Source organism: Streptomyces sp. NPDC021100 (genome assembly GCF_044333095.1).
GTDB lineage: Bacteria > Actinomycetota > Actinomycetes > Streptomycetales > Streptomycetaceae > Streptomyces.
The window spans coordinates 1-19,560 of record NZ_JBIRQH010000001.1 but is presented as its reverse complement, the minus strand read 5'-3'; the positions used below and the strand labels follow the sequence as shown (position 1 = coordinate 19,560).

Sequence of the window (19,560 nt, the reverse complement as noted above, 5' to 3'; positions counted from 1 at the left end):
ACGGACATGACCGGCGAGCACGGCGGCGGCACCGGCATACGCGTCCTCGTCGTCGACGACCAGGTCCTCATCCGGGCCGGCGTCGCGGCCCTGCTGCGCGCGGCCCCCGGCGTGACCGTGGCGGCCGAGGCCGCCGACGGGCAGGAGGCCGTCGACCTGGCCGTCGCCCACCACCCGGACGTCGTCCTCATGGACATCCGGATGCCCGGCCTCAGCGGCATCGCCGCCACCGAGCGCATCCTCGCCGCCGGCCTCGTCCCCGCGCCCAGGATCCTCGTCCTCACCACCTTCGACCTCGACGAGTACGTCTACGCCGCGCTGCGCGCCGGCGCCTCCGGCTTCCTGCTCAAGGACGCCGGGCCGCAGCGGCTGCTGGCCGCCGTCACCGCCGTGGCGGGCGGGGACACCCTCTTCTCGCCCAGCGTCACCCGCCGCCTCGTCGAGGCCTTCACCCGGCCGCGGTCCGCCCCCGAGCCGCCGCGGAGCGAGGCCCTCGACGTGCTCACCGGCCGCGAACGGGAGGTGCTGCGCCACACCGGGCGCGGCCTGTCCAACGGCGAGATCGCCACCGAGCTCGTCATCAGCGAGGCCACCGTCAAAACCCACCTCAACCGCGCCATGGCCAAACTCGGCCTCTGCAGCCGCGCCCAGGCCGTGGTCGTCGCCTACGAGAGCGGCCTGGTGACGCCCGGCGCGCCGTCCTGACGACCGTCCGGCCCGGCCGGAATCCCGCGCGCGGTCTGGTAGACACCCCTCGAATCGGGTACATACGGACCGGTAGCACCGGTCGGTATCGACCGTGACAACCGCGACGACTGAAGCGGCGAGGTGCCCCATGACCGCACCATCCGTACGGCCGGTCTCCGAGCGTGAAGCCCGCCGGGTCGCCGAGGCGGCCCGCGAGCAGGGCTGGCAGAAGCCCAGCTTCGCCAAGGAACTCTTCCTCGGCAGGTTCCGGCTCGACCTGATCCACCCGTACCCGACGCCCGCGCAGGAGGACGTGCGGCGCGGCGAGGAGTTCCTCGCCCGGCTGCGCGCGTTCTGCGAGACGGGCATCGACAGCGCCCGCATCGAACGCGAGGCGCGCATCCCCGACGAGACGGTCGCGGGCCTCAGGGAGCTCGGCGCCTTCGGGATGAAGATCGACGTCCGGTACGGCGGCCTCGGCCTCACCCAGGTGTACTACAACAAGGCCCTGATGCTGGTCGGCTCGGTCAGCCCGGTCGTCGGCGCGCTGCTCTCGGCCCACCAGTCCATCGGCGTCCCGCAGCCGCTGAAGCTCTTCGGCACCCAGGAGCAGAAGGACGCGTTCCTGCCGCGCTGCGCCCGCCACGACATCTCGGCGTTCCTGCTCACCGAGCCGGACGTCGGCTCGGACCCGGCCCGGCTGGCCACCACCGCCGTGCCCGACGGCGACGACTACGTCCTCGACGGCGTCAAGCTCTGGACCACCAACGGCGTCGTCGCCGACCTGCTGGTCGTCATGGCCCGGGTGCCGAAGAGCGAGGGCCACAAGGGCGGGATCACCGCCTTCGTCGTGGAGACGGCGTCCGAGGGCGTCACCGTCGAGCACCGCAACGCCTTCATGGGCCTGCGCGGCATCGAGAACGGCGTCACCCGCTTCCACGGGGTCCGGGTGCCGGCGGCGCACCGCATCGGACCCGAGGGCGCCGGCCTGAAGATCGCGCTGACCACGCTGAACACCGGACGGCTGTCCATCCCGGCGATGTCCGTCGGCGCCGGCAAGTGGTGCCTGAAGATCGCCCGCGAGTGGTCCGCGGCCCGCGAGCAGTGGGGGAAGTCCATCGCCCGCCACGAGGCCGTCGGCGCGAAGATCTCGTTCATCGCAGCCACCACCTTCGCCCTGGAGGCGATCGTCGACCTCTCCGGCCAGATGGCCGACGAGGACCGCAACGACATCCGCATCGAGGCCGCACTCGCCAAGCTCTACGGCAGCGAGATGGGCTGGCGGATGACGGACGAACTGGTCCAGATCCGTGGCGGCCGGGGCTACGAGACCGCCGCCTCCCTCGCCGCCCGCGGCGAACGCGCCGTCCCCGCCGAGCAGATGCTCCGCGACATGCGCATCAACCGGATCTTCGAGGGCTCCACCGAGATCATGCACCTGTTGATCGCCCGGGAGGCCGTCGACGCCCACCTGTCGGTCGCCGGCGACCTCATCGATCCGGAGAAGTCCCTGAGCGACAAGGCGCGGGCCGGCGCCCGGGCCGGCGGCTTCTACGCCCGCTGGCTGCCCAAGCTCGTCGCGGGCCCGGGCCAGCTCCCGACCAGCTACGCGGAGTTCCACCCGGCCGGCCACACGGATCTCTCCGGGCACCTGCGCTACGTCGAACGCGCCTCGCGCCGGCTCGCGCGCTCCACCTTCTACGCCATGTCCCGCTGGCAGGGCCGGCTGGAGACGAAGCAGGGGTTCCTGGGGCGCGTGGTGGACATCGGCGCCGAGCTGTTCGCCATGAGCGCGGCCTGCGTCCGGGCCGAGAAGCTGCGCACCGAGGGGGCGCACGGCCGGGAGGCGTACGGGCTCGCGGACGCCTTCTGCCGGCAGGCGCGGATCCGCGCCGACGAGCTCTTCGCCCGGCTGTGGACCAACACCGACGCCCTCGACCGCTCGGTGGTGAACGCGGTGACGGCCGGGGCCTGCACCTGGCTGGAGGAGGGCATCCTCGACCCGAGCGACGACGGCCCCTGGATCGCCGACGCCACCCCGGGCCCGGCCAAGTACGACAACGTGCACCGGCCGGTCCCCTGACCCGAGTCCCTCCGGTCCGCCGGGACCGGAGGGGGCCTGGGCGCCCGCACCGCCCCAGCCCCCACAATGGGGGGATGACCGACTCCCTCGCTGACCCGCATCTGCGCTACTCCGCCCCCACGCACCGGAGCGGTGGCCCGCGCGAGATCGTGATCCTCGGTTCGACCGGCTCGATCGGGACCCAGGCCATCGACCTCGTGCTGCGCAACCCCGACCGGTTCACGGTGACGGCCCTGTCCGCCGCCGGCGGCCGGGTCGAGCTGCTCGCCGAGCAGGCGCACCGGCTGGCCGTACGGGCGGTGGCCGTGGCGCGGGAGGAGGCGGCCCCGGCGCTGCGGGCGGCGCTGGCCGCCCGGTACGGCGCCCGGCCGCTGCCGGAGGTGCTGGCGGGCCCGGACGCGGCCACGGAGCTGGCCCGGAGCGAGTGCCACACGGTCCTCAACGGCATCACGGGTTCGATCGGTCTGGCGCCGACGCTGGCGGCGTTGGAGGCGGGCCGGTCGCTGGCGCTGGCGAACAAGGAGTCGCTGATCGTCGGCGGTCCGCTGGTGAAGGCGGTGGCCAAGCCCGGGCAGATCGTGCCGGTGGACTCCGAGCACGCCGCCCTCTTCCAGGCGCTGCTGGGCGGTGCCCGCAGCGAGGTCCGCAAGCTGGTGGTGACCGCCTCCGGTGGTCCGTTCCGCGGCCGGACCAAGGAGCAGCTGGCCGCCGTCACCCCGGCCGACGCACTGGCGCACCCGACCTGGGCGATGGGCCCGGTCATCACCGTCAACTCCGCCACGCTGGTCAACAAGGGGCTGGAGGTCATCGAGGCCCACCTGCTCTACGACATCCCCTTCGACCGCATCGAGGTCGTCGTCCACCCCCAGTCGTACGTGCACTCCATGGTCGAGTTCACGGACGGCTCCACGCTGGCCCAGGCCACCCCGCCGGACATGCGGGGCCCGATCGCCATCGGCCTCGGCTGGCCCGAGCGGGTGCCCGACGCCGCCCCGGCCTTCGACTGGTCCAAGGCGTCCACCTGGGAGTTCTTCCCACTGGACGAGGAGGCGTTCCCCTCCGTCGCGCTCGCCCGGCACGTGGGCTCGCTGGGCGGCACCGCCCCGGCGGTCTTCAACGCCGCGAACGAGGAGTGCGTCGACGCGTTCCTCTCCGGCGGCCTGCCGTTCAATGGCATCGTGGACACCGTCGCCGAGGTCGTGGCGGAGCACGGCACCCCCGACCGGGGAACCCTCCTCACGGTCCCGGACGTCCTGCAGGCGGAGACCTGGGCCCGCGCCCGGGCCCGCGAACTGGTGGCGCGTACGGCAACCGCGGTCCGTACGGCCGGAGCGACCTCGGAGGCCCGCGCATGACCCTTCTGATGACGGTCCTCGGGATAGTCGTCTTCGTGGTGGGCCTGCTGTTCTCCATCGCCTGGCACGAGCTGGGCCACCTCTCGACCGCCAAGTTGTTCGGCATCCGCGTGCCGCAGTACATGGTCGGCTTCGGCCCGACGATCTTCTCCAGGAAGAAGGGCGACACCGAGTACGGCATCAAGGCGATCCCGCTCGGCGGCTACATCCGCATGATCGGCATGTTCCCGCCCGGCGAGGACGGCAAGATCGCGGCCCGGTCCACGTCCCCCTGGCGCGGCATGATCGAGGACGCCCGGTCGGCGGCGTTCGAGGAGCTCCAGCCCGGCGACGAGAGCCGGCTGTTCTACACGCGCAAGCCCTGGAAGCGCGTGATCGTGATGTTCGCCGGGCCCTTCATGAACCTGGTCCTCGCCGTGGTGCTCTTCCTCGGCGTGCTGATGACCTTCGGCGTCCGCACCGAGACGACGCAGGTCGGCTCGGTCCAGGACTGCGTCGTCAAGGCGTCCAGCGCCACCGACACCTGCCCCAAGGACGCCCCGAAGTCCCCGGCCAACGCGGCCGGCCTGCGGGCCAAGGACAAGATCGTCGCCTTCGACGGCCACCCCACGCCGGACTGGAAGACGATCCAGAAGGACATCCGCAAGACCACCGGACCGGCGACGATCACCGTCGAGCGCGACGGAAAGCGCCTCGACCTGCACGCCAACCTGATCAAGAACCAGGTCCAGAAGTACGACGGCGACGGCAACCCCGTCCGCGGCGAGTACATCACCGCCGGCTTCCTCGGCTTCGCGCCCGCCAGCGGCATCGTCCAGCAGTCCTTCGGCCAGTCCGTCGACCGGATGGGCGACATGGTCCAGTCCGGCGTCGAGTCCCTGGTCGCCCTGCCCGGCAAGATCCCCGACCTCTGGAACGCGGCCTTCGACGGCGGCGAGCGCAAGGCCGACTCCCCGATGGGCGTCGTCGGCGCGGCCCGGGTCGGCGGCGAGGTGTTCACCCTTGACATCCCGCCGTCCCAGCAGATCGCGCTGATGCTGACCCTGGTGGCCGGCTTCAACCTCTCGCTGTTCCTCTTCAACATGCTGCCGCTGCTGCCCCTGGACGGCGGGCACATCGCCGGCGCCCTCTGGGAATCGGTGCGCCGGATGTTCGCCAAGGTCTTCCGCCGCCCGGACCCCGGCCCCTTCGACGTGGCCAAGCTGATGCCGGTCGCCTACGTCGTCGCGGGTATCTTCATCTGCTTCACCCTGCTCGTCCTCGTGGCCGATGTGGTGAATCCGGTGCGCCTTACGTGAGGAGCGCGGGGTTCGCCTCCCGCCCCGCGCCCCCCGCGCGCGGAGCGTGTTCCGCCACCGCCTGTTCGTGCGGTGTTCGGGACGGGATGTGCTTCCGGGGAGGCGCTTGCCGTAACCTCGGAGACCGGAGCCCGCCGATCTCGGGACCATGATTCAGACCTTGGGGTTGCTCGCCAGATGACCGCGATTTCGCTGGGAATGCCGTCCGTTCCGACCAAGCTCGCCGACCGCCGCGTCAGCCGCAAGATCCAGGTCGGGTCCGTGGCCGTGGGCGGGGACGCGCCGGTGTCGGTGCAGTCGATGACGACGACGCGGACGTCGGACATCGGTGCGACGTTGCAGCAGATCGCGGAGCTGACCGCCTCGGGCTGCCAGATCGTGCGGGTGGCGTGTCCGACGCAGGACGACGCGGACGCGTTGAAGGTGATCGCGGCGAAGTCGCAGATCCCGGTGATCGCGGACATCCACTTCCAGCCGAAGTACGTGTTCGCGGCGATCGACGCGGGCTGTGCGGCGGTGCGGGTCAATCCGGGGAACATCAAGCAGTTCGACGACAAGGTCAAGGAGATCGCCAAGGCGGCCTCCGAGGCCGGCACGCCGATCCGCATCGGGGTGAACGCCGGCTCGCTCGACCGGCGTCTGCTGCAGAAGTACGGCAAGGCCACGCCCGAGGCGCTGGTGGAGTCCGCGCTGTGGGAGGCGTCGCTGTTCGAGGAGCACGGCTTCCGCGACATCAAGATCTCCGTCAAGCACAACGACCCGGTGGTGATGGTCAACGCCTACCGGCAGCTCGCGGCGCAGTGCGACTACCCGCTGCACCTGGGTGTGACGGAGGCCGGTCCCGCCTTCCAGGGGACGATCAAGTCGGCGGTGGCGTTCGGTGCGCTGCTGGCGGAGGGCATCGGCGACACCATCCGCGTCTCGCTGTCGGCGCCGCCGGCGGAGGAGGTCAAGGTCGGCATCCAGATCCTGGAGTCGCTCAACCTGCGTCAGCGCCGGCTGGAGATCGTCTCGTGCCCGTCGTGCGGGCGGGCGCAGGTGGACGTGTACAAGCTGGCGGACGAGGTGACCGCGGGCCTGGAGGGCATGGAGGTGCCGCTGCGGGTGGCGGTGATGGGCTGCGTGGTCAACGGTCCGGGTGAGGCGCGTGAGGCGGACCTGGGTGTGGCGTCCGGCAACGGCAAGGGGCAGATCTTCGTCAAGGGCGAGGTCATCAAGACCGTCCCCGAGTCGAAGATCGTCGAGACCCTCATCGAAGAGGCCATGAAGATCGCCGCCCAGATGGAGAAGGACGGCGTCGCCTCCGGCGAGCCCGAGGTCAGCGTCGCCGGCTGACGTGTGCGACCCCGCGGCGGGAGGCCGGTCGTCCTCCCGCCGGGACGGGGTAGGCGCCGAACCGGAGAGGTAAAGTGCCAGGAATCTGTTTTCCCGGCTCCCGGCCGCGACGGTGAGGCAACCGCACACGTGTTGACGACGACCACGACCAAGGTCCTGGAACCCGGCGACCTCGACGCCGCCCTCGCGGTACTCGACCGCGACCCCGTCGCCAACGCCTTCGTCGCCGCCCGCGTGCAGGTCGCCGGCCTCGACCCCTGGCGGCTCGGCGGCGAGATGTGGGGCTGGTACGTCCTCGGGCGCCTGGAGGCGCTCTGCTACGCCGGCGCCAACCTCGTCCCCATCTGCGCCGGACCCGAGGCCGTCCGCGCCTTCGCCGACCGCGCCCGCCGGGCCGGCCGCCGCTGCTCCTCCATCGTCGGCCCCGCCGAGTCCACCGCCGCCCTGTGGTCGCTGCTGGAGCCGCACTGGGGCCCGGCCCGTGAGGTCCGCGCCCACCAGCCGCTCATGGTCACCCGCTCGATGCCCGCCGACGTCGCCCCCGACCCGCTGGTCCGCCGCGTCCGCAAGGACGAGATGGAGCTGATCCTCCCGGCCTGCGTCGCCATGTTCACCGAGGAGGTCGGGGTCTCACCGCTGGCCGGCGACGGCGGGCTCCTCTACCAGGCGCGCGTGGCCGAACTGGTGGGCTCCGGCCGCTCGTTCGCTCGGATAGAGGACGGCAAGGTCGTCTTCAAGGCCGAGATCGGCGCCGCCACCGCCCGCGCCTGCCAGATCCAGGGCGTCTGGGTCGCCCCCGAACACCGGGGCCGCGGGCTGTCGGTGACCGGCATGGCCGCCGTCCTGGACTACGCCCTCCGCGAGGTGGCCCCGGTGGCCAGCCTCTACGTCAACGACTACAACGCCGCCGCGCGTGCCGCCTACCGCCGGGTCGGCTTCCGGGAGACCGGCGCCTTCATGAGCGTGCTCTTCTGATCCACCGCCTCCCGCGCCCGGCGGGAAGACCGGCCGGCCGGGTAGCCTCCCCGCATGGATGACATCGTGGTCGGCCCGCTGGACCTCGCCGCGCGGGTCGACGACGCGCTGGCCGTGCAGGCCGTGGCCTTCGGACTCACCGCCGAGGAGGTCGGCGTCCGGCGCCACATCGTGCTCCGCCACCTCACCAGCCCCGGCGCCCGCGCCCTGGGCGCGACGACCCCGGGCGGACGGCTCGTCGGCTTCGTCTACGGCATGCCCAACGACCGCGGCCACTGGTGGTCCACCGTGGTCGAGCCGTACCTTCGGGCCACGGGGACGGAGGACTGGCTGGACGAGGCCTTCGTCATCACCGAGCTGCACGTCCACCCGGCCTTCCAGAACCGGCGGATCGGCCGGGCGCTCATCACCGCGCTCACGGCGGACGCGGCGGAACCGCGCTCGATCCTCTCCGCCATCGACGTGGAGAGCCCGGCCCGCGCGCTCTACCGCAAGCTCGGCTACCGGGACCTGGCCCGGCAGGTGGTCTTCCCCAGCGCCGTCAGCCCGTACGTGGTGATGGGCGCGGAGCTGCCGCTGCTCGACTGACGGACCGGCGGGAAAACCCGGTGAGCCCCGCCCGGCCCGCCGCTACCCTCCGGGCATGTCACCCGTACAGCGCCCCCTGCGTCTCTCCCAGCTGATGCTCAAGACCCTGCGCGACGACCCGGCCGACGCCGAGACGCCGGGCCACCGGCTGCTGGTCCGCGCCGGCTACGTCCGCCGGAGCTCGGCCGGGGTGTGGACGTGGCTGCCGCTCGGCAAGAAGGTGCTCGACAACGTCGCCCGCGTGGTGCGCGAGGAAATGGACGCCATCGGCGGCCAGGAGGTCCTGCTCCCCGCGCTGCTGCCCCGGGAGCCCTACGAGGCGAGCGGACGCTGGACGGAGTACGGCGACCTCCTCTTCCGGCTCCGCGACCGCAAGGGCGCCGAGTACCTGCTCGGTCCCACGCACGAGGAGGTCTTCACCCTCACCGCCAAGGACCAGTGCGCGTCCTACAAGGACCTCCCGGTCACCCTCTACCAGATCCAGACCAAGTACCGGGACGAGGCCCGGCCGCGCTCCGGGGTGCTGCGCGGGCGCGAGTTCCTGATGAAGGACGCCTACTCCTTCGACCTCGACGACGAGGGGCTCGCGGAGTCCTACCGCCGCCACCGCGAGGCGTACCTGCGGATCTTCGAACGCCTCGGGCTCGACCACCGCGTGGTCTCCGCCGTGTCCGGCGCCATGGGCGGCTCCGCCTCGGAGGAGTTCCTCGCCCCGGCCGAAGCGGGGGAGGACACCTTCGCCGACTGCCCCGCGTGCGGCTACGCCGCCAACACGGAGGCCGTCACCACGGCCGTCGGTCCCGCCGACCCCACCGGTCACGGGCCGCTGGAGGAACTGGACACCCCCGACACCCCCACCATCGACACCCTCGCCGCCCTCCTGGACGTGCCCGCCTCGGCGGTGCTCAAGAACGTCCTCGTCAAGATCGACGGCGAGATCGTCGCCATCGGCGTCCCCGGCGACCGCGAGGTCGACCTCGGCCGGGTCGCCGAGCGGCTCGCCCCCGCCGCGGTGGAGCTCGTCACCGCCGACGACTTCGCCGCCCACCCCGGCCTGGTGCGCGGCTACGTCGGCCCGCAGAAGCTGTCCGTCCCGTACTGGGCCGATCCCCGGGTGGCGCCCGGCACGGCCTGGATCACCGGCGCCAACAAGCCCGGCGTCCACGCGCGGAACGTCGTCTGCGGCCGGGACTTCACCGTCGACCGGTACCTCGACGCCGTCGTCGTCGAACCCGGCGACCCCTGCCCGCGCTGCGGCACCGGCCTCCGGCTCGGACGGGCCATCGAGATCGGGCACATCTTCCAACTGGGCCGAAAGTACGCGGACGTCTTCGGCTTCGACGTCCTCGGCCCCGAGGGCAAGCCGGTCCGCGTCACGATGGGGTGCTACGGCATCGGCGTCTCCCGTGCCGTCGCCGCCCTCGCCGAGCAGACCCACGACGGACGCGGCCTGTGCTGGCCCCGCGAGATCGCCCCCGCCGACGTCCACATCGTCGTCGCCGGCAAGGCCGTTCAGGCGGAACTGGCCGACGCCCTCACCGCCCGGCTGTCCGACGCGGGCGTCCGCGTCCTGCTCGACGACCGCGCGGGCGTCTCGGCGGGCGTCAAGTTCGCCGACGCCGAACTGCTCGGCGTCCCGGCCCTGCTGACGGTCGGCCGCGGCGCGCCGGACGGCCGGGTGGAGCTCAAGGACCGGCGCACGGGGGATCGGGAGGAACTGTCCGTGGACGCGGCGGTCGAGCGGATCGTCGCGCCGCGGTAGGGCGTTCGGGGCCGGTACGGCGTCCTGGCGTCGCGCTGCCCGGCGGCCATGGACGTGTGGTGAACGGGTCCCGGTGCGGCGCCGGGGCCTTCCGGGGCCCGACGTCCGGGCATCCGGCGGGCCCGTCCGGTCCCCGGCGCGGGTCCGGTGGCGCGGGCGCCGCTCCCCGCCGTGCGGAGGTCCGGGCTGTCCCCCTACAGCAACGCCGCGAACTCCAGCAGGAGTTCGGCCGCCTTCCGGTTGCCGGCCGCCCGCTCCCGTACCCCGTCCGCCACCGCGCGGAACAGGGTCCAGCCGCGCAGCCGTTCCGCGTCCACCTCCAGGGCGTCCGCGAGGCGGGCCGCGCGGCGGCGGACGATCGCCGGGGCGCCGGGGGAGGCGAGGAGGGTGTCGGCGCGGTCGCGGACCAGGCGGGCCAGGTCGTAGGCGCGTTCGCCGGTCAGCGGGCGGGGACCCACCGCCAGCCAGGGCAGCCGCTCGCCGGCCAGGACCTTGCCCTGGTGGTAGGCGCCGTGCAGCAGGCTCGGCGGCTCGTCGGCCGGCCCCGGCGCCAGCGCGTCCCGCAGCTCCAGGGCCTCGTCGACGAGGGGCCGGGCGTCCGCCGCCCAGGGCTCGTCCCGCCGGGCGCGCAGGGCGTCGGCGAGGCCGGCCGTGTGGTCGGCCACCGAGGGGACCGCCGCGCCGCCGGGCGGTGCGACCCACAGCCGCTGGAGCGTCGCCGACGCCTCCAACTGCGCCTTGGCCTCGGCGAGCGAGCGCAGGCCGACGTCCGGGTGCAGCCGCTCCAGCAGGAGTGCCCCCGCCTCCGGGGCGGCCGCCAGGACCCGGACCGCGCCCAGCCCGCCCCAGTGCTCCAGCGCGGCGTGCTCGGCCGCCGCCGCGTCGCCGGGCGGCAGGAGCTTGAGCGCCGCCGGGGTGCCGTCGGCCCGGTGCGCCAGGACCACCAGGCCCGTCCGCCCGCCCGGCGCCTGCACCCGTTCGGGCGTCAGCTCCCAGCGGTCCAGCCACTCCCGGGCCGTCGCCGGGAGCCCGGCCAGCCAGTGGCGGGCGGCCTCCGCGCGGGCGGGATCGGGGTCGGAGCCCAGGGCGTGAACCAGCCGTTCCGGCGGCTCGAGGCGGTCGTTCGCATGGCCCATCCCTGTGCTGTCCCTTTCGTCCGTGCGGTCCCTGCCGGTGGGGCGTCCGTGCCGGCGGAGCCGGCCGGGGACGGGGGCTACGCGCCGTCCGGGGCCCGGCCGACGAGCCCAGGGAAGGCTACGCTGCCGCCCCGCCAGCGCGTTCCCCGCACCGCCGCCTCGCGCAGCGCCGCCGCGGCCTCCCCGCGCAGCGCGCCGTCCGCCGCCGCGACCAGGTCGGCGTAGACGGCCGCCACCCGGCTCTCCAGCTCCGCCGCCAGCCGCACCGCGGCGGGCGCGTCGGGCACCGGGAACGGCAGCGCGTACGCGGCGTCGGCGGCGGCCGGGGCGCCGCCCAGGTCGCGGACGGTACGCCGTATCCCGTCCCGCCGGGCGCGGTGCGCCTCGTACGCCTCACGGGCCTCCTGGGCCCGCTCCTCCCCGGCGCGCGCGCCGACGACCCCGTACCCGTAGACCGCCGCGTGCTCGGCGGCCAGGGCCGCCTGTGCCGCCGTCAGCACGGCCGGATCCGTCATGCGTCCGCTCCCAGCAGGTAGGCGTGGGCCGCGCCGGCCGCGGCCACGGAGGCCAGCAGGCGGGCGAGTTCGGGCGGCGCCGCCGCGAGGGCCGCGGTGTGGCCGTCGGCCGTACGGCGCTCGGCGGCGGCGAGCGCGGCGAGCGCCTCGTCGGGGTCGTCCGGGACGGCGGGCGGAGGCGCCGGGGACGAAGGGGCGGCGCCGAACGCCCGGGCGTGGCGGGCGGTTTCGGCCCGCAGCGGGCGCAGCCGGGGCGCCAGGCCGGCGTGCGCGGCGAGCGTCGCGTCGTAGCGGGCCAGCAGGGCCGCCGCGTTCCGGGCCGCTTCGGCGCGGGCCCGGCCGTCGGCACGGTCGTCGTCCCCGCCGCCGGCGCAGCCGGTGAGCAGGAGCGCCGCCGTACCCGTCAGCAGCGCGCGTCTGCGGGGGCCGCGGGCCCGCGCCGTCGTCGTGAACGCCACGTTCCACTTCCTGCCGGTGGTCGTCGGGGCACCGTCGGGACCAGGGGTCGTGATCACCGTTCGTGAGCGTACCGGCGCCCGGCGGGTGTCCCGCGGACGAAGGCACCGAATCGTCAGCCGGGTGCCGGAACGGATAGGCTTTGACCTGACACGCGACTTTCCCACAACAGCACACGCGGCCGAGGAGTCACCCGGATGAGCACCACCCAGAGCGAGCGGCTCCGCGAGCTGCTCGCCCCTCTCGTCAGCGCACGGGAGCTGGATCTGGAAGAGGTCGAAGTGACGCCGGCCGGAAAACGGCGTGTGCTGCGCATCGTGGTGGATTCTGACGACGGCGTCCAGCTGGACGAGTGCGCCGACCTGAGCCGGGAGATCTCGGCGAAGCTCGACGAGAGCGACGTCATGGGCGGCGCCCCGTACGTCCTGGAGGTCACCTCCCCCGGCGCCGACCGCCCCCTCACCGAGCACCGGCACTACGTCCGGGCCACCGGCCGGCTGATCAAGGCCCAGCTCACCGGGGGCGGCGAGCTGGTCGCGCGGATCATCGCCGTCGACGACGAGGGACTGGACATGGAAGTGCCGGGCGTGAAGGGGCGCAAGCCCACCGCCCGGCGGCTCGCCTTCGACGAGATCGCGAAGGCCCGCGTGGAGATCGAGTTCAACCGACCGTCCGGTGCGGGGGCCGCCCAGGCCGAAGCGGAAACCGACGAGAATCAAGAGGAGGCGTAGCCGTGGACATCGACATGAGTGCCCTGCGGGGCCTGGTGCGAGAGAAGGAGATCTCCTTCGACCTGCTGGTCGAGGCGATCGAGTCGGCCCTCCTCATCGCGTACCACCGCACCGAGGGAAGCCGCCGCCGGGCCCGCGTGGAGCTGGACCGGTCCAGCGGCCACGTCACGGTCTGGGCCAAGGAGGACCCGCAGGACCTCGCCGAGGGCGAGGAGCCGCGCGAGTTCGACGACACCCCGTCCGGCTTCGGCCGGATCGCCGCGACCACCGCCAAGCAGGTCATCCTCCAGCGTCTGCGCGACGCCGAGGACGAGATCACTTTCGGTGAGTTCGCGGGCCGCGAGGGCGACGTCGTCGCCGGTGTCGTCCAGCAGGGCAAGGACCCCAAGAACGTCCTGGTCGACATCGGCAAGCTGGAGGCCATCCTGCCGGTGCAGGAGCAGGTCCCCGGCGAGGACTACACGCACGGCACCCGGCTGCGCACCTATGTGGTACGGGTGGCCAAGGGTGTCCGCGGCCCGTCCGTGACGCTCTCGCGGACCCACCCCAACCTGGTGAAGAAGCTCTTCGCCATGGAGGTCCCGGAGATCGCCGACGGGTCGGTGGAGATCGCGGCCATCGCCCGCGAGGCCGGCCACCGCACCAAGATCGCCGTCCGTTCGGCCCGCTCCGGGCTGAACGCCAAGGGCGCCTGCATCGGCCCGATGGGCGGCCGCGTCCGCGCGGTGATGGCGGAGCTCAACGGCGAGAAGATCGACATCGTCGACTGGTCGGACGACCCGGCGGAGCTCGTCGCCCACGCGCTGTCCCCCGCCCGGGTGAGCAAGGTCGAGGTCGTCGACCTCGCCGCCCGCTCGGCCCGGGTGACCGTGCCGGACTACCAGCTGTCGCTCGCCATCGGCAAGGAGGGGCAGAACGCCCGCCTGGCCGCGCGGCTCACCGGCTGGCGGATCGACATCCGGCCGGACACCGAGCAGCAGGACAAGCCGGAGTAAGCCCGCGCTCGGCGCGGGCGGGTGGAAGCACTCGGGGGCGCGCGGCGAGGAGCCGGCGCCGGTTCACCACGCCGTGCCCCCGCCGCGATCCAGGGCCGAACCGTCGTCTCACGCGGCGTGAGTCAAAAAGCATACGTAGCCGATCTGTGCCCCAAAGGGGTGAGCTCGGCTCGGGGAGGTAGACTTAACCAGTGTCTGGCCGGACGCATGCCCGCGCATGCCCTCAGCGCACCTGTGTGGGGTGCCGGGAGCGAGCGGCCAAGGGCGATCTGTTGCGGATCGTGCTGACCGAGGGCGCCTGCGTCCCCGATCCGCGCGGTACGCTGCCCGGCCGGGGTGCCTCCGTGCACCCCACACTGGTCTGTCTCGACCTGGCGGTCCGCCGCCGGGCGTTCCCCCGGGCCTTCAAAAGCCCGGGACCGCTGGACACCGCGGAACTGCGCCGTCACATCGAGACGATCGGGCGGTAAGAAGAGTTGGACCCCGCATCAGCGGGGATGTCCCAGGCACGGGTACCCGGTACCCGTGCGGTCAGGTACCTCGCGATTTGGAAGTAGGTCGAGATTGCGATGAGCACTCGATGAGTACGCGATGAGTACGCCCATGAAGTAGCGACGGTCCGGTTGACAACCCGGACCTAGAAGGAGCGAAGTGGCTAAGGTCCGGGTATACGAACTCGCCAAGGAGTTCGGAGTGGAGAGCAAGGTCGTCATGGCCAAGCTCCAAGAACTTGGTGAATTCGTCCGTTCGGCGTCCTCGACGATCGAGGCGCCGGTCGTCCGTAAACTGACTGACGCGCTGCAGGGGCCCGGCGGCAACGCCGGCAAGTCCGCTGCGAAGCCCGCGGCGCCGCGCAAGGCGGCCCCCGCGAAGCCGGGCGCGCCCACTCCGGGTGCCCCGCGCCCCGCCGCACCGGCCCCGAAGCCGGCCGCGGCCCCCAGTACCCCCAGCACCCCCAAGCCCGCCGGTGGCGCCCCCACCCCGGGTCCCCGTCCGGGTCCGAAGCCGGCCCCGGCCAAGCCCGCCCCGGTCACCCCGGTGCCCGCCGCGGAGTTCTCCGCGCCGGCCCCGGCGCAGCCGGCCGCCCCGCAGCAGCCCGGCGCCCCGCGTCCGGGCGCTCCCGGCCCGCGCCCCGGCGCCCGTCCGGGCCCTGCGGGTCAGCAGCGTGACGGCGGCCAGGGCCAGCGTGCCCCCCGTCCGGGTCAGGGCGGTGCCCGTCCCGGCGGCCGTCCGGCCGGTCCCCGTCCGGGCAACAACCCCTTCACCTCCGGTGGCTCCACCGGCATGGCCCGCCCGCAGGCCCCGCGCCCGCAGGCACCCCGCCCCGGCGGCGGCCCGGCCGGCCCCGGCGGCGCCCCGCGTCCGCAGGGTGGTCCCGGTGGCGCTCCCCGCCCGCAGGGCCAGGGTGGCGCTCCCCGTCCGACCCCCGGCGGCATGCCCCGTCCGCAGGCTCCCGGCGGCGCCCCGCGTCCCGGTCCGGCGGGCAACCGTCCGAACCCGGGCATGATGCCGCAGCGTCCCGCTGCCGGCCCGCGTCCGGGCCCCGGCGGTGGCCGTGGTCCCGGTGGCGGTGCCGGTCGTCCCGGCGGCGGCGCCGGTCGTCCCGGCTTCGCCGGCCGTCCGGCCGGTCCCGGCGGCGGCGGTCGTCCCGGTGGCGGCGGCGGCTTCGCCGGTCGTCCCGGTGGCGGTGGCCCCGGTGGCGGCGGCGGCTTCGGCGGCGGGCGTCCCGGCTTCGGCGGGCGTCCCGGCGGCCCCGGTGCCCGTGGTGGCACGCAGGGTGCCTTCGGCCGTCCCGGCGGTCCGGCCCGTCGCGGCCGCAAGTCCAAGCGTCAGCGGCGCCAGGAGTACGAGGCCATGCAGGCCCCGTCCGTGGGCGGCGTGATGCTGCCGCGCGGCAACGGCGAGTCCATTCGCCTGTCGCGTGGTGCCTCCCTCACCGACTTCGCGGAGAAGATCGGCGCCAACCCGGCGTCGCTCGTCGCCGTGATGATGAACCTCGGCGAGATGGTCACGGCCACGCAGTCCGTCTCCGACGAGACGCTGCAGCTCCTCGGCGGCGAGATGAACTACACGGTTCAGATCGTCAGCCCCGAGGAGGAGGACCGCGAGCTCCTCGAGTCGTTCGACATCGAGTTCGGTGAGAACGAGGGCGGCGAGGAGATGCTCGTCGCGCGTCCGCCGGTCGTGACCGTCATGGGTCACGTCGACCACGGTAAGACGCGCCTCCTCGACGCGATCCGCAAGACCAACGTGGTCGCGGGCGAGGCCGGTGGCATCACCCAGCACATCGGTGCCTACCAGGTCGCGACCGAGGTCAACGACGAAGAGCGCAAGATCACCTTCATCGACACCCCGGGTCACGAGGCGTTCACCGCCATGCGTGCCCGTGGTGCGAAGTCGACCGACATCGCGATCCTCGTGGTGGCGGCCAACGACGGTGTCATGCCGCAGACGATCGAGGCCCTGAACCACGCCAAGGCGGCCGACGTGCCGATCGTGGTCGCGGTCAACAAGATCGACGTCGAGGGCGCGGACCCGACCAAGGTGCGCGGTCAGCTGACCGAGTTCGGCCTGGTGGCCGAGGAGTACGGCGGCGACACGATGTTCGTCGACATCTCCGCCAAGCAGGGTCTGAACATCGACAAGCTGCTCGAGGCCGTCGTCCTCACCGCCGACGCCGCGCTCGACCTGCGCGCCAACGCGGAGCAGGACGCGCAGGGCATCGCGATCGAGGCCCACCTCGACCGCGGCCGCGGCGCCGTGGCCACCGTCCTCGTCCAGCGCGGTACCCTCCGCGTCGGCGACACGATGGTCGCGGGCGACGCCTACGGCCGCGTGCGGGCCATGCTCGACGACAAGGGCCAGAACGTGGAGGAGGCGGGTCCGTCGACCCCGGTCCTCGTCCTCGGTCTGACCAACGTCCCGGGCGCCGGCGACAACTTCCTGGTTGTCGACGAGGACCGCACGGCCCGCCAGATCGCCGAGAAGCGCGCGGCGCGCGAGCGCAACGCCGCCTTCGCCAAGCGCACCCGCCGGGTGTCCCTCGAGGACCTCGACAAGGTGCTCAAGGCCGGTCTGGTCCAGGACCTCAACATCATCATCAAGGGCGACGCGTCCGGTTCGGTGGAGGCTCTCGAGTCCTCGCTGCTCCAGCTCGACGTCGGCGAAGAGGTCGAGATCCGCGTGCTGCACCGCGGTGTGGGTGCGGTCACCGAGTCGGACATCAACCTGGCGACCGGCTCCGACGCGATCGTCATCGGCTTCAACGTCCGCGCCGAGGGCCGTGCCACCCAGATGGCCGAGCGCGAGGGCGTCGACGTCCGGTACTACTCGGTCATCTACCAGGCGATCGAGGAGATCGAGGCGGCCCTGAAGGGCATGCTGAAGCCGGAGTACGAAGAGGTCGAGCTCGGTACGGCGGAGATCCGCGAGATCTTCCGCTCGTCCAAGCTGGGCAACATCGCGGGTGTCCTCATCCGCTCCGGCGAGGTCAAGCGCAACACCAAGGCGCGCCTCATCCGCGACGGCCGGGTCGTCGCGGAGGACCTCACCATCGTCGGTCTGCGTCGTTTCAAGGACGACGTCACCGAGATCCGCGAGGGCTTCGAGGGCGGTATCAACCTCGGAAACTTCAACGACATCAAGATCGACGACGTCATCGCGACGTACGAGATGCGCGAGAAGCCGCGAGGCTGATCACCGCAGCTCCTGGGGCCGGTCGACGGGAATATCCCGTCGATCGGCCCCGGCCGTTGCGTGTACGGTTTCGAATGAGCCGTACACATGACGGATCCCCAAGGCCCCACGGGTGGCATGAACCCGCACCACATGTACGTAGGGACGCTGTCCTTCGACCTCCTCCTCGGCGACGTGCGGTCGCTGAAGGAGAAGCGCTCCGTCGTCCGCCCGATCGTCGCCGAGCTGCACCGCAAGTACGCGGTGAGCGTGGCGGAGGTCGGCGAGCAGGACCTCTACCGCAGGGCCACGATCGGCCTGGCGGCGGTCTCCGGCGACATGGGGCACCTCACGGACCTACTGGACCGCTGCGAGCGCTGGGTCGCCGCACGTCCCGAAGTGGACCTGCTGTCCGCGCGGCGGCGGTTCCACGGCGAGCACGACGACTGAAACACCAAGAAGGAGACGGACCAGTGGCCGACAATGCGCGGGCTAAGAAGCTGGCGGACCTCATCCGGGAGGTGGTGGCCCAGAAGCTGCAGCGCGGCATCAAGGACCCGCGGCTCGGCAGCCACGTGACCATCACGGACACCCGGGTCACCGGCGACCTGCGGGAGGCTACGGTCTTCTACACGGTCTACGGCGACGACGAGGAGCGCGCCGGCGCGGCCGCCGGGCTGGAGAGCGCCAAGGGCATGCTCCGCTCCGCGGTCGGCAAGGCGGCGGGGATCAAGTTCACCCCGACCCTGACGTTCGTGCCGGACGCCCTGCCGGAGAACGCCCGGACCATCGAGGACCTCCTCGACCGGGCCCGCAACCTGGACGCCAAGGTGCGCCAGGAGGCCTCGGGCAAGGACTACGCGGGCGAGTCCGACCCGTACCGCAAGCCGGGCGAGGACGACGACGAGGGCGCCGAGGGCGGCGCCTCCGCATGAAGCGCAAGTCACCGCCCGGCCCCGACGGTCTCGTCATCGTCGACAAGCCGGCCGGCTTCACCTCGCACGACGTCGTCGCCAAGATGCGCGGCATGGCGAAGACCCGCCGCGTCGGGCACGCCGGAACCCTCGACCCGATGGCGACCGGCGTGCTCGTCCTCGGCGTCGAGCGGGCCACCAAGCTCCTCGGTCACCTCGCGCTGACCGAGAAGGAGTACGTGGCCACCATCCGGCTCGGGCAGAACACCGTGACGGACGATGCCGAGGGCGAGATCACCTCGTCGGCCGACGCCTCCGGGGTCACCCGCGAGGCGATCGACGCCGGCGTGGCCAAGCTGACCGGGGCCATCATGCAGGTCCCGTCCAAGGTCAGCGCGATCAAGATCGACGGCAAGCGCTCGTACAAGCGGGCGCGCGAGGGCGAGGACTTCGAGATCCCCGCCCGCCCGGTGACCGTCTCGTCCTTCGTCGTGCATGCCGTGCACCCGGCGGAGGCCGAGGACGGCACACCGGTGCAGGACGTGCTGGTCTCCGTGGTCTGCTCGTCCGGCACCTATGTCCGCGCCCTGGCGCGCGACCTGGGTGCGGACACCGGCGTCGGCGGCCACCTCACGGCGCTGCGCCGTACCCGCGTCGGCCCCTACGGGATAAGCGAGGCGCGCACGCTGGACCAGCTCCAGGAGGAGCTGGCCGTGATGCCCGTCGCGGACGCGGTCTCCGCCGCGTTCACCCGCTGGGACGTCACCGAGGAGCAGGCGAAGCTGCTCGGCAACGGCGTCCGCGTGCGGATGCCGCTCTTCGAGACCACCGGGCCGGTCGCCGTCTTCGGCCCGGACGGCACCTTCCTCGCCCTGGTCGAGAACCAGGGCGGCCGGGCGAAGAGCCTCGCCGTCTTCGGCTGAGCCCCGGAACCGCTTCCGGAACACCGTGGGGGGGGGGCCGCGGCACCCCCCGGCCCCCCCCCCCCCCCCCCCCCCCCCCCCCCGCCCCCCCCCGCCCCCCCCCCGAAACCCCCACAGCCGGCGGCCCGGCGG

Annotated in this window: 18 protein-coding genes; 15 read left to right on the top strand and 3 right to left on the bottom strand. The window is 73.2% G+C overall.

Annotated features, from left to right (window positions below; all coding sequences use genetic code 11):
- The first annotated feature begins 6 nt into the window (after positions 1-6).
- The 8 genes from ACH4PU_RS00090 to ACH4PU_RS00055 all read left to right on the top strand — a co-directional run bounded on the left by ACH4PU_RS00090 (position 7) and on the right by ACH4PU_RS00055 (position 10,083).
- Positions 7-705: a response regulator gene (locus tag ACH4PU_RS00090; RefSeq protein WP_398263948.1), complete on the top strand. Its 699-nt coding sequence runs from the start codon at positions 7-9 to the stop codon at positions 703-705.
- A gap of 130 nt (positions 706-835) precedes the next feature.
- The gene (locus ACH4PU_RS00085; protein WP_398263946.1) at positions 836-2,770 is read left to right on the top strand and encodes an acyl-CoA dehydrogenase family protein; all 1,935 of its coding nucleotides are present in this window, start codon (positions 836-838) and stop codon (positions 2,768-2,770) included.
- Positions 2,771-2,844: 74 nt separating this feature from the next.
- On the top strand, positions 2,845-4,125 hold the full coding sequence (dxr, locus tag ACH4PU_RS00080; RefSeq protein ID WP_398263944.1) for a 1-deoxy-D-xylulose-5-phosphate reductoisomerase: 1,281 nt from the start codon (positions 2,845-2,847) through the stop codon (positions 4,123-4,125).
- A complete protein-coding gene (locus tag ACH4PU_RS00075) occupies positions 4,122-5,423 on the top strand; it encodes a M50 family metallopeptidase (protein ID WP_398263942.1) in 1,302 nt (433 codons plus the stop codon). The genes dxr and ACH4PU_RS00075 overlap by 4 nt, the downstream gene beginning before the upstream one ends.
- 177 nt (positions 5,424-5,600) lie before the next feature.
- Positions 5,601-6,758 (top strand): flavodoxin-dependent (E)-4-hydroxy-3-methylbut-2-enyl-diphosphate synthase, encoded by a 1,158-nt coding sequence (ispG, locus tag ACH4PU_RS00070; RefSeq protein ID WP_224346955.1) that lies wholly within the window; start codon positions 5,601-5,603, stop codon positions 6,756-6,758.
- Positions 6,759-6,887: 129 nt separating this feature from the next.
- Complete coding sequence (locus ACH4PU_RS00065; protein ID WP_398263940.1) at positions 6,888-7,733, top strand: GNAT family N-acetyltransferase; 846 nt, start codon at positions 6,888-6,890, stop codon at positions 7,731-7,733.
- 54 nt (positions 7,734-7,787) lie between these two features.
- Positions 7,788-8,321, top strand: coding sequence for a GNAT family N-acetyltransferase (locus ACH4PU_RS00060; protein ID WP_398263938.1), 534 nt, complete (start codon positions 7,788-7,790; stop codon positions 8,319-8,321).
- A gap of 55 nt (positions 8,322-8,376) precedes the next feature.
- A complete protein-coding gene (locus tag ACH4PU_RS00055; protein WP_398263936.1) occupies positions 8,377-10,083 on the top strand; it encodes a proline--tRNA ligase in 1,707 nt (568 codons plus the stop codon).
- A gap of 194 nt (positions 10,084-10,277) precedes the next feature.
- On the opposite strand, the gene ACH4PU_RS00050 is transcribed toward ACH4PU_RS00055, so the two are convergent.
- The 3 genes from ACH4PU_RS00050 to ACH4PU_RS00040 all read right to left on the bottom strand — a co-directional run bounded on the left by ACH4PU_RS00050 (position 10,278) and on the right by ACH4PU_RS00040 (position 12,192).
- Positions 10,278-11,219 (bottom strand): aminoglycoside phosphotransferase family protein, encoded by a 942-nt coding sequence (locus ACH4PU_RS00050; RefSeq protein WP_398263934.1) that lies wholly within the window; start codon positions 11,217-11,219, stop codon positions 10,278-10,280.
- Between the two features lie 77 nt (positions 11,220-11,296).
- Positions 11,297-11,734, bottom strand: a complete 438-nt coding sequence (locus ACH4PU_RS00045; protein ID WP_398263932.1) for a ferritin-like domain-containing protein — start codon at positions 11,732-11,734, stop codon at positions 11,297-11,299.
- Positions 11,731-12,192, bottom strand: coding sequence for a hypothetical protein (locus ACH4PU_RS00040; RefSeq protein ID WP_398265263.1), 462 nt, complete (start codon positions 12,190-12,192; stop codon positions 11,731-11,733). Before ACH4PU_RS00040 ends, ACH4PU_RS00045 begins: the two co-directional genes overlap by 4 nt.
- 195 nt (positions 12,193-12,387) lie before the next feature.
- Between ACH4PU_RS00040 and rimP the strand changes: the two genes are divergently transcribed.
- From rimP to truB, 7 genes are all read left to right on the top strand, one after another.
- On the top strand, positions 12,388-12,921 hold the full coding sequence (rimP, locus tag ACH4PU_RS00035) for a ribosome maturation factor RimP (protein WP_398263930.1): 534 nt from the start codon (positions 12,388-12,390) through the stop codon (positions 12,919-12,921).
- Positions 12,922-12,923: 2 nt separating this feature from the next.
- Positions 12,924-13,916: a transcription termination factor NusA gene (gene nusA / locus ACH4PU_RS00030; protein ID WP_398263928.1), complete on the top strand. Its 993-nt coding sequence runs from the start codon at positions 12,924-12,926 to the stop codon at positions 13,914-13,916.
- A 191-nt stretch (positions 13,917-14,107) separates the two neighbouring features.
- Entirely contained in the window at positions 14,108-14,386 is a 279-nt protein-coding gene (locus ACH4PU_RS00025; RefSeq protein ID WP_185945985.1) for a YlxR family protein, read from the top strand.
- A gap of 181 nt (positions 14,387-14,567) precedes the next feature.
- Positions 14,568-17,612, top strand: a complete 3,045-nt coding sequence (gene infB / locus ACH4PU_RS00020) for a translation initiation factor IF-2 (protein ID WP_398263926.1) — start codon at positions 14,568-14,570, stop codon at positions 17,610-17,612.
- Positions 17,613-17,744: 132 nt separating this feature from the next.
- The gene (locus ACH4PU_RS00015) at positions 17,745-18,041 is read left to right on the top strand and encodes a DUF503 domain-containing protein (RefSeq protein ID WP_185945999.1); all 297 of its coding nucleotides are present in this window, start codon (positions 17,745-17,747) and stop codon (positions 18,039-18,041) included.
- A gap of 23 nt (positions 18,042-18,064) precedes the next feature.
- Positions 18,065-18,526, top strand: a complete 462-nt coding sequence (gene rbfA / locus ACH4PU_RS00010; protein WP_398263924.1) for a 30S ribosome-binding factor RbfA — start codon at positions 18,065-18,067, stop codon at positions 18,524-18,526.
- Positions 18,523-19,428, top strand: a complete 906-nt coding sequence (gene truB / locus ACH4PU_RS00005; RefSeq protein WP_398263922.1) for a tRNA pseudouridine(55) synthase TruB — start codon at positions 18,523-18,525, stop codon at positions 19,426-19,428. The genes rbfA and truB overlap by 4 nt, the downstream gene beginning before the upstream one ends.
- Positions 19,429-19,560: the final 132 nt, after the last annotated feature.

Coding starts and splice junctions, on each gene's coding strand:
- ACH4PU_RS00090 (WP_398263948.1), top strand. CDS start 7: ATGACCGGCGAGCACGGCGGCGGCACCGGCATACGCGTCCTCGTCGTC.
- ACH4PU_RS00085 (WP_398263946.1), top strand. CDS start 836: ATGACCGCACCATCCGTACGGCCGGTCTCCGAGCGTGAAGCCCGCCGG.
- dxr (WP_398263944.1), top strand. CDS start 2,845: ATGACCGACTCCCTCGCTGACCCGCATCTGCGCTACTCCGCCCCCACG.
- ACH4PU_RS00075 (WP_398263942.1), top strand. CDS start 4,122: ATGACCCTTCTGATGACGGTCCTCGGGATAGTCGTCTTCGTGGTGGGC.
- ispG (WP_224346955.1), top strand. CDS start 5,601: ATGACCGCGATTTCGCTGGGAATGCCGTCCGTTCCGACCAAGCTCGCC.
- ACH4PU_RS00060 (WP_398263938.1), top strand. CDS start 7,788: ATGGATGACATCGTGGTCGGCCCGCTGGACCTCGCCGCGCGGGTCGAC.
- ACH4PU_RS00055 (WP_398263936.1), top strand. CDS start 8,377: ATGTCACCCGTACAGCGCCCCCTGCGTCTCTCCCAGCTGATGCTCAAG.
- ACH4PU_RS00050 (WP_398263934.1), bottom strand. CDS start 11,219: ATGGGCCATGCGAACGACCGCCTCGAGCCGCCGGAACGGCTGGTTCAC.
- ACH4PU_RS00045 (WP_398263932.1), bottom strand. CDS start 11,734: ATGACGGATCCGGCCGTGCTGACGGCGGCACAGGCGGCCCTGGCCGCC.
- rimP (WP_398263930.1), top strand. CDS start 12,388: ATGAGCACCACCCAGAGCGAGCGGCTCCGCGAGCTGCTCGCCCCTCTC.
- ACH4PU_RS00015 (WP_185945999.1), top strand. CDS start 17,745: ATGTACGTAGGGACGCTGTCCTTCGACCTCCTCCTCGGCGACGTGCGG.
- truB (WP_398263922.1), top strand. CDS start 18,523: ATGAAGCGCAAGTCACCGCCCGGCCCCGACGGTCTCGTCATCGTCGAC.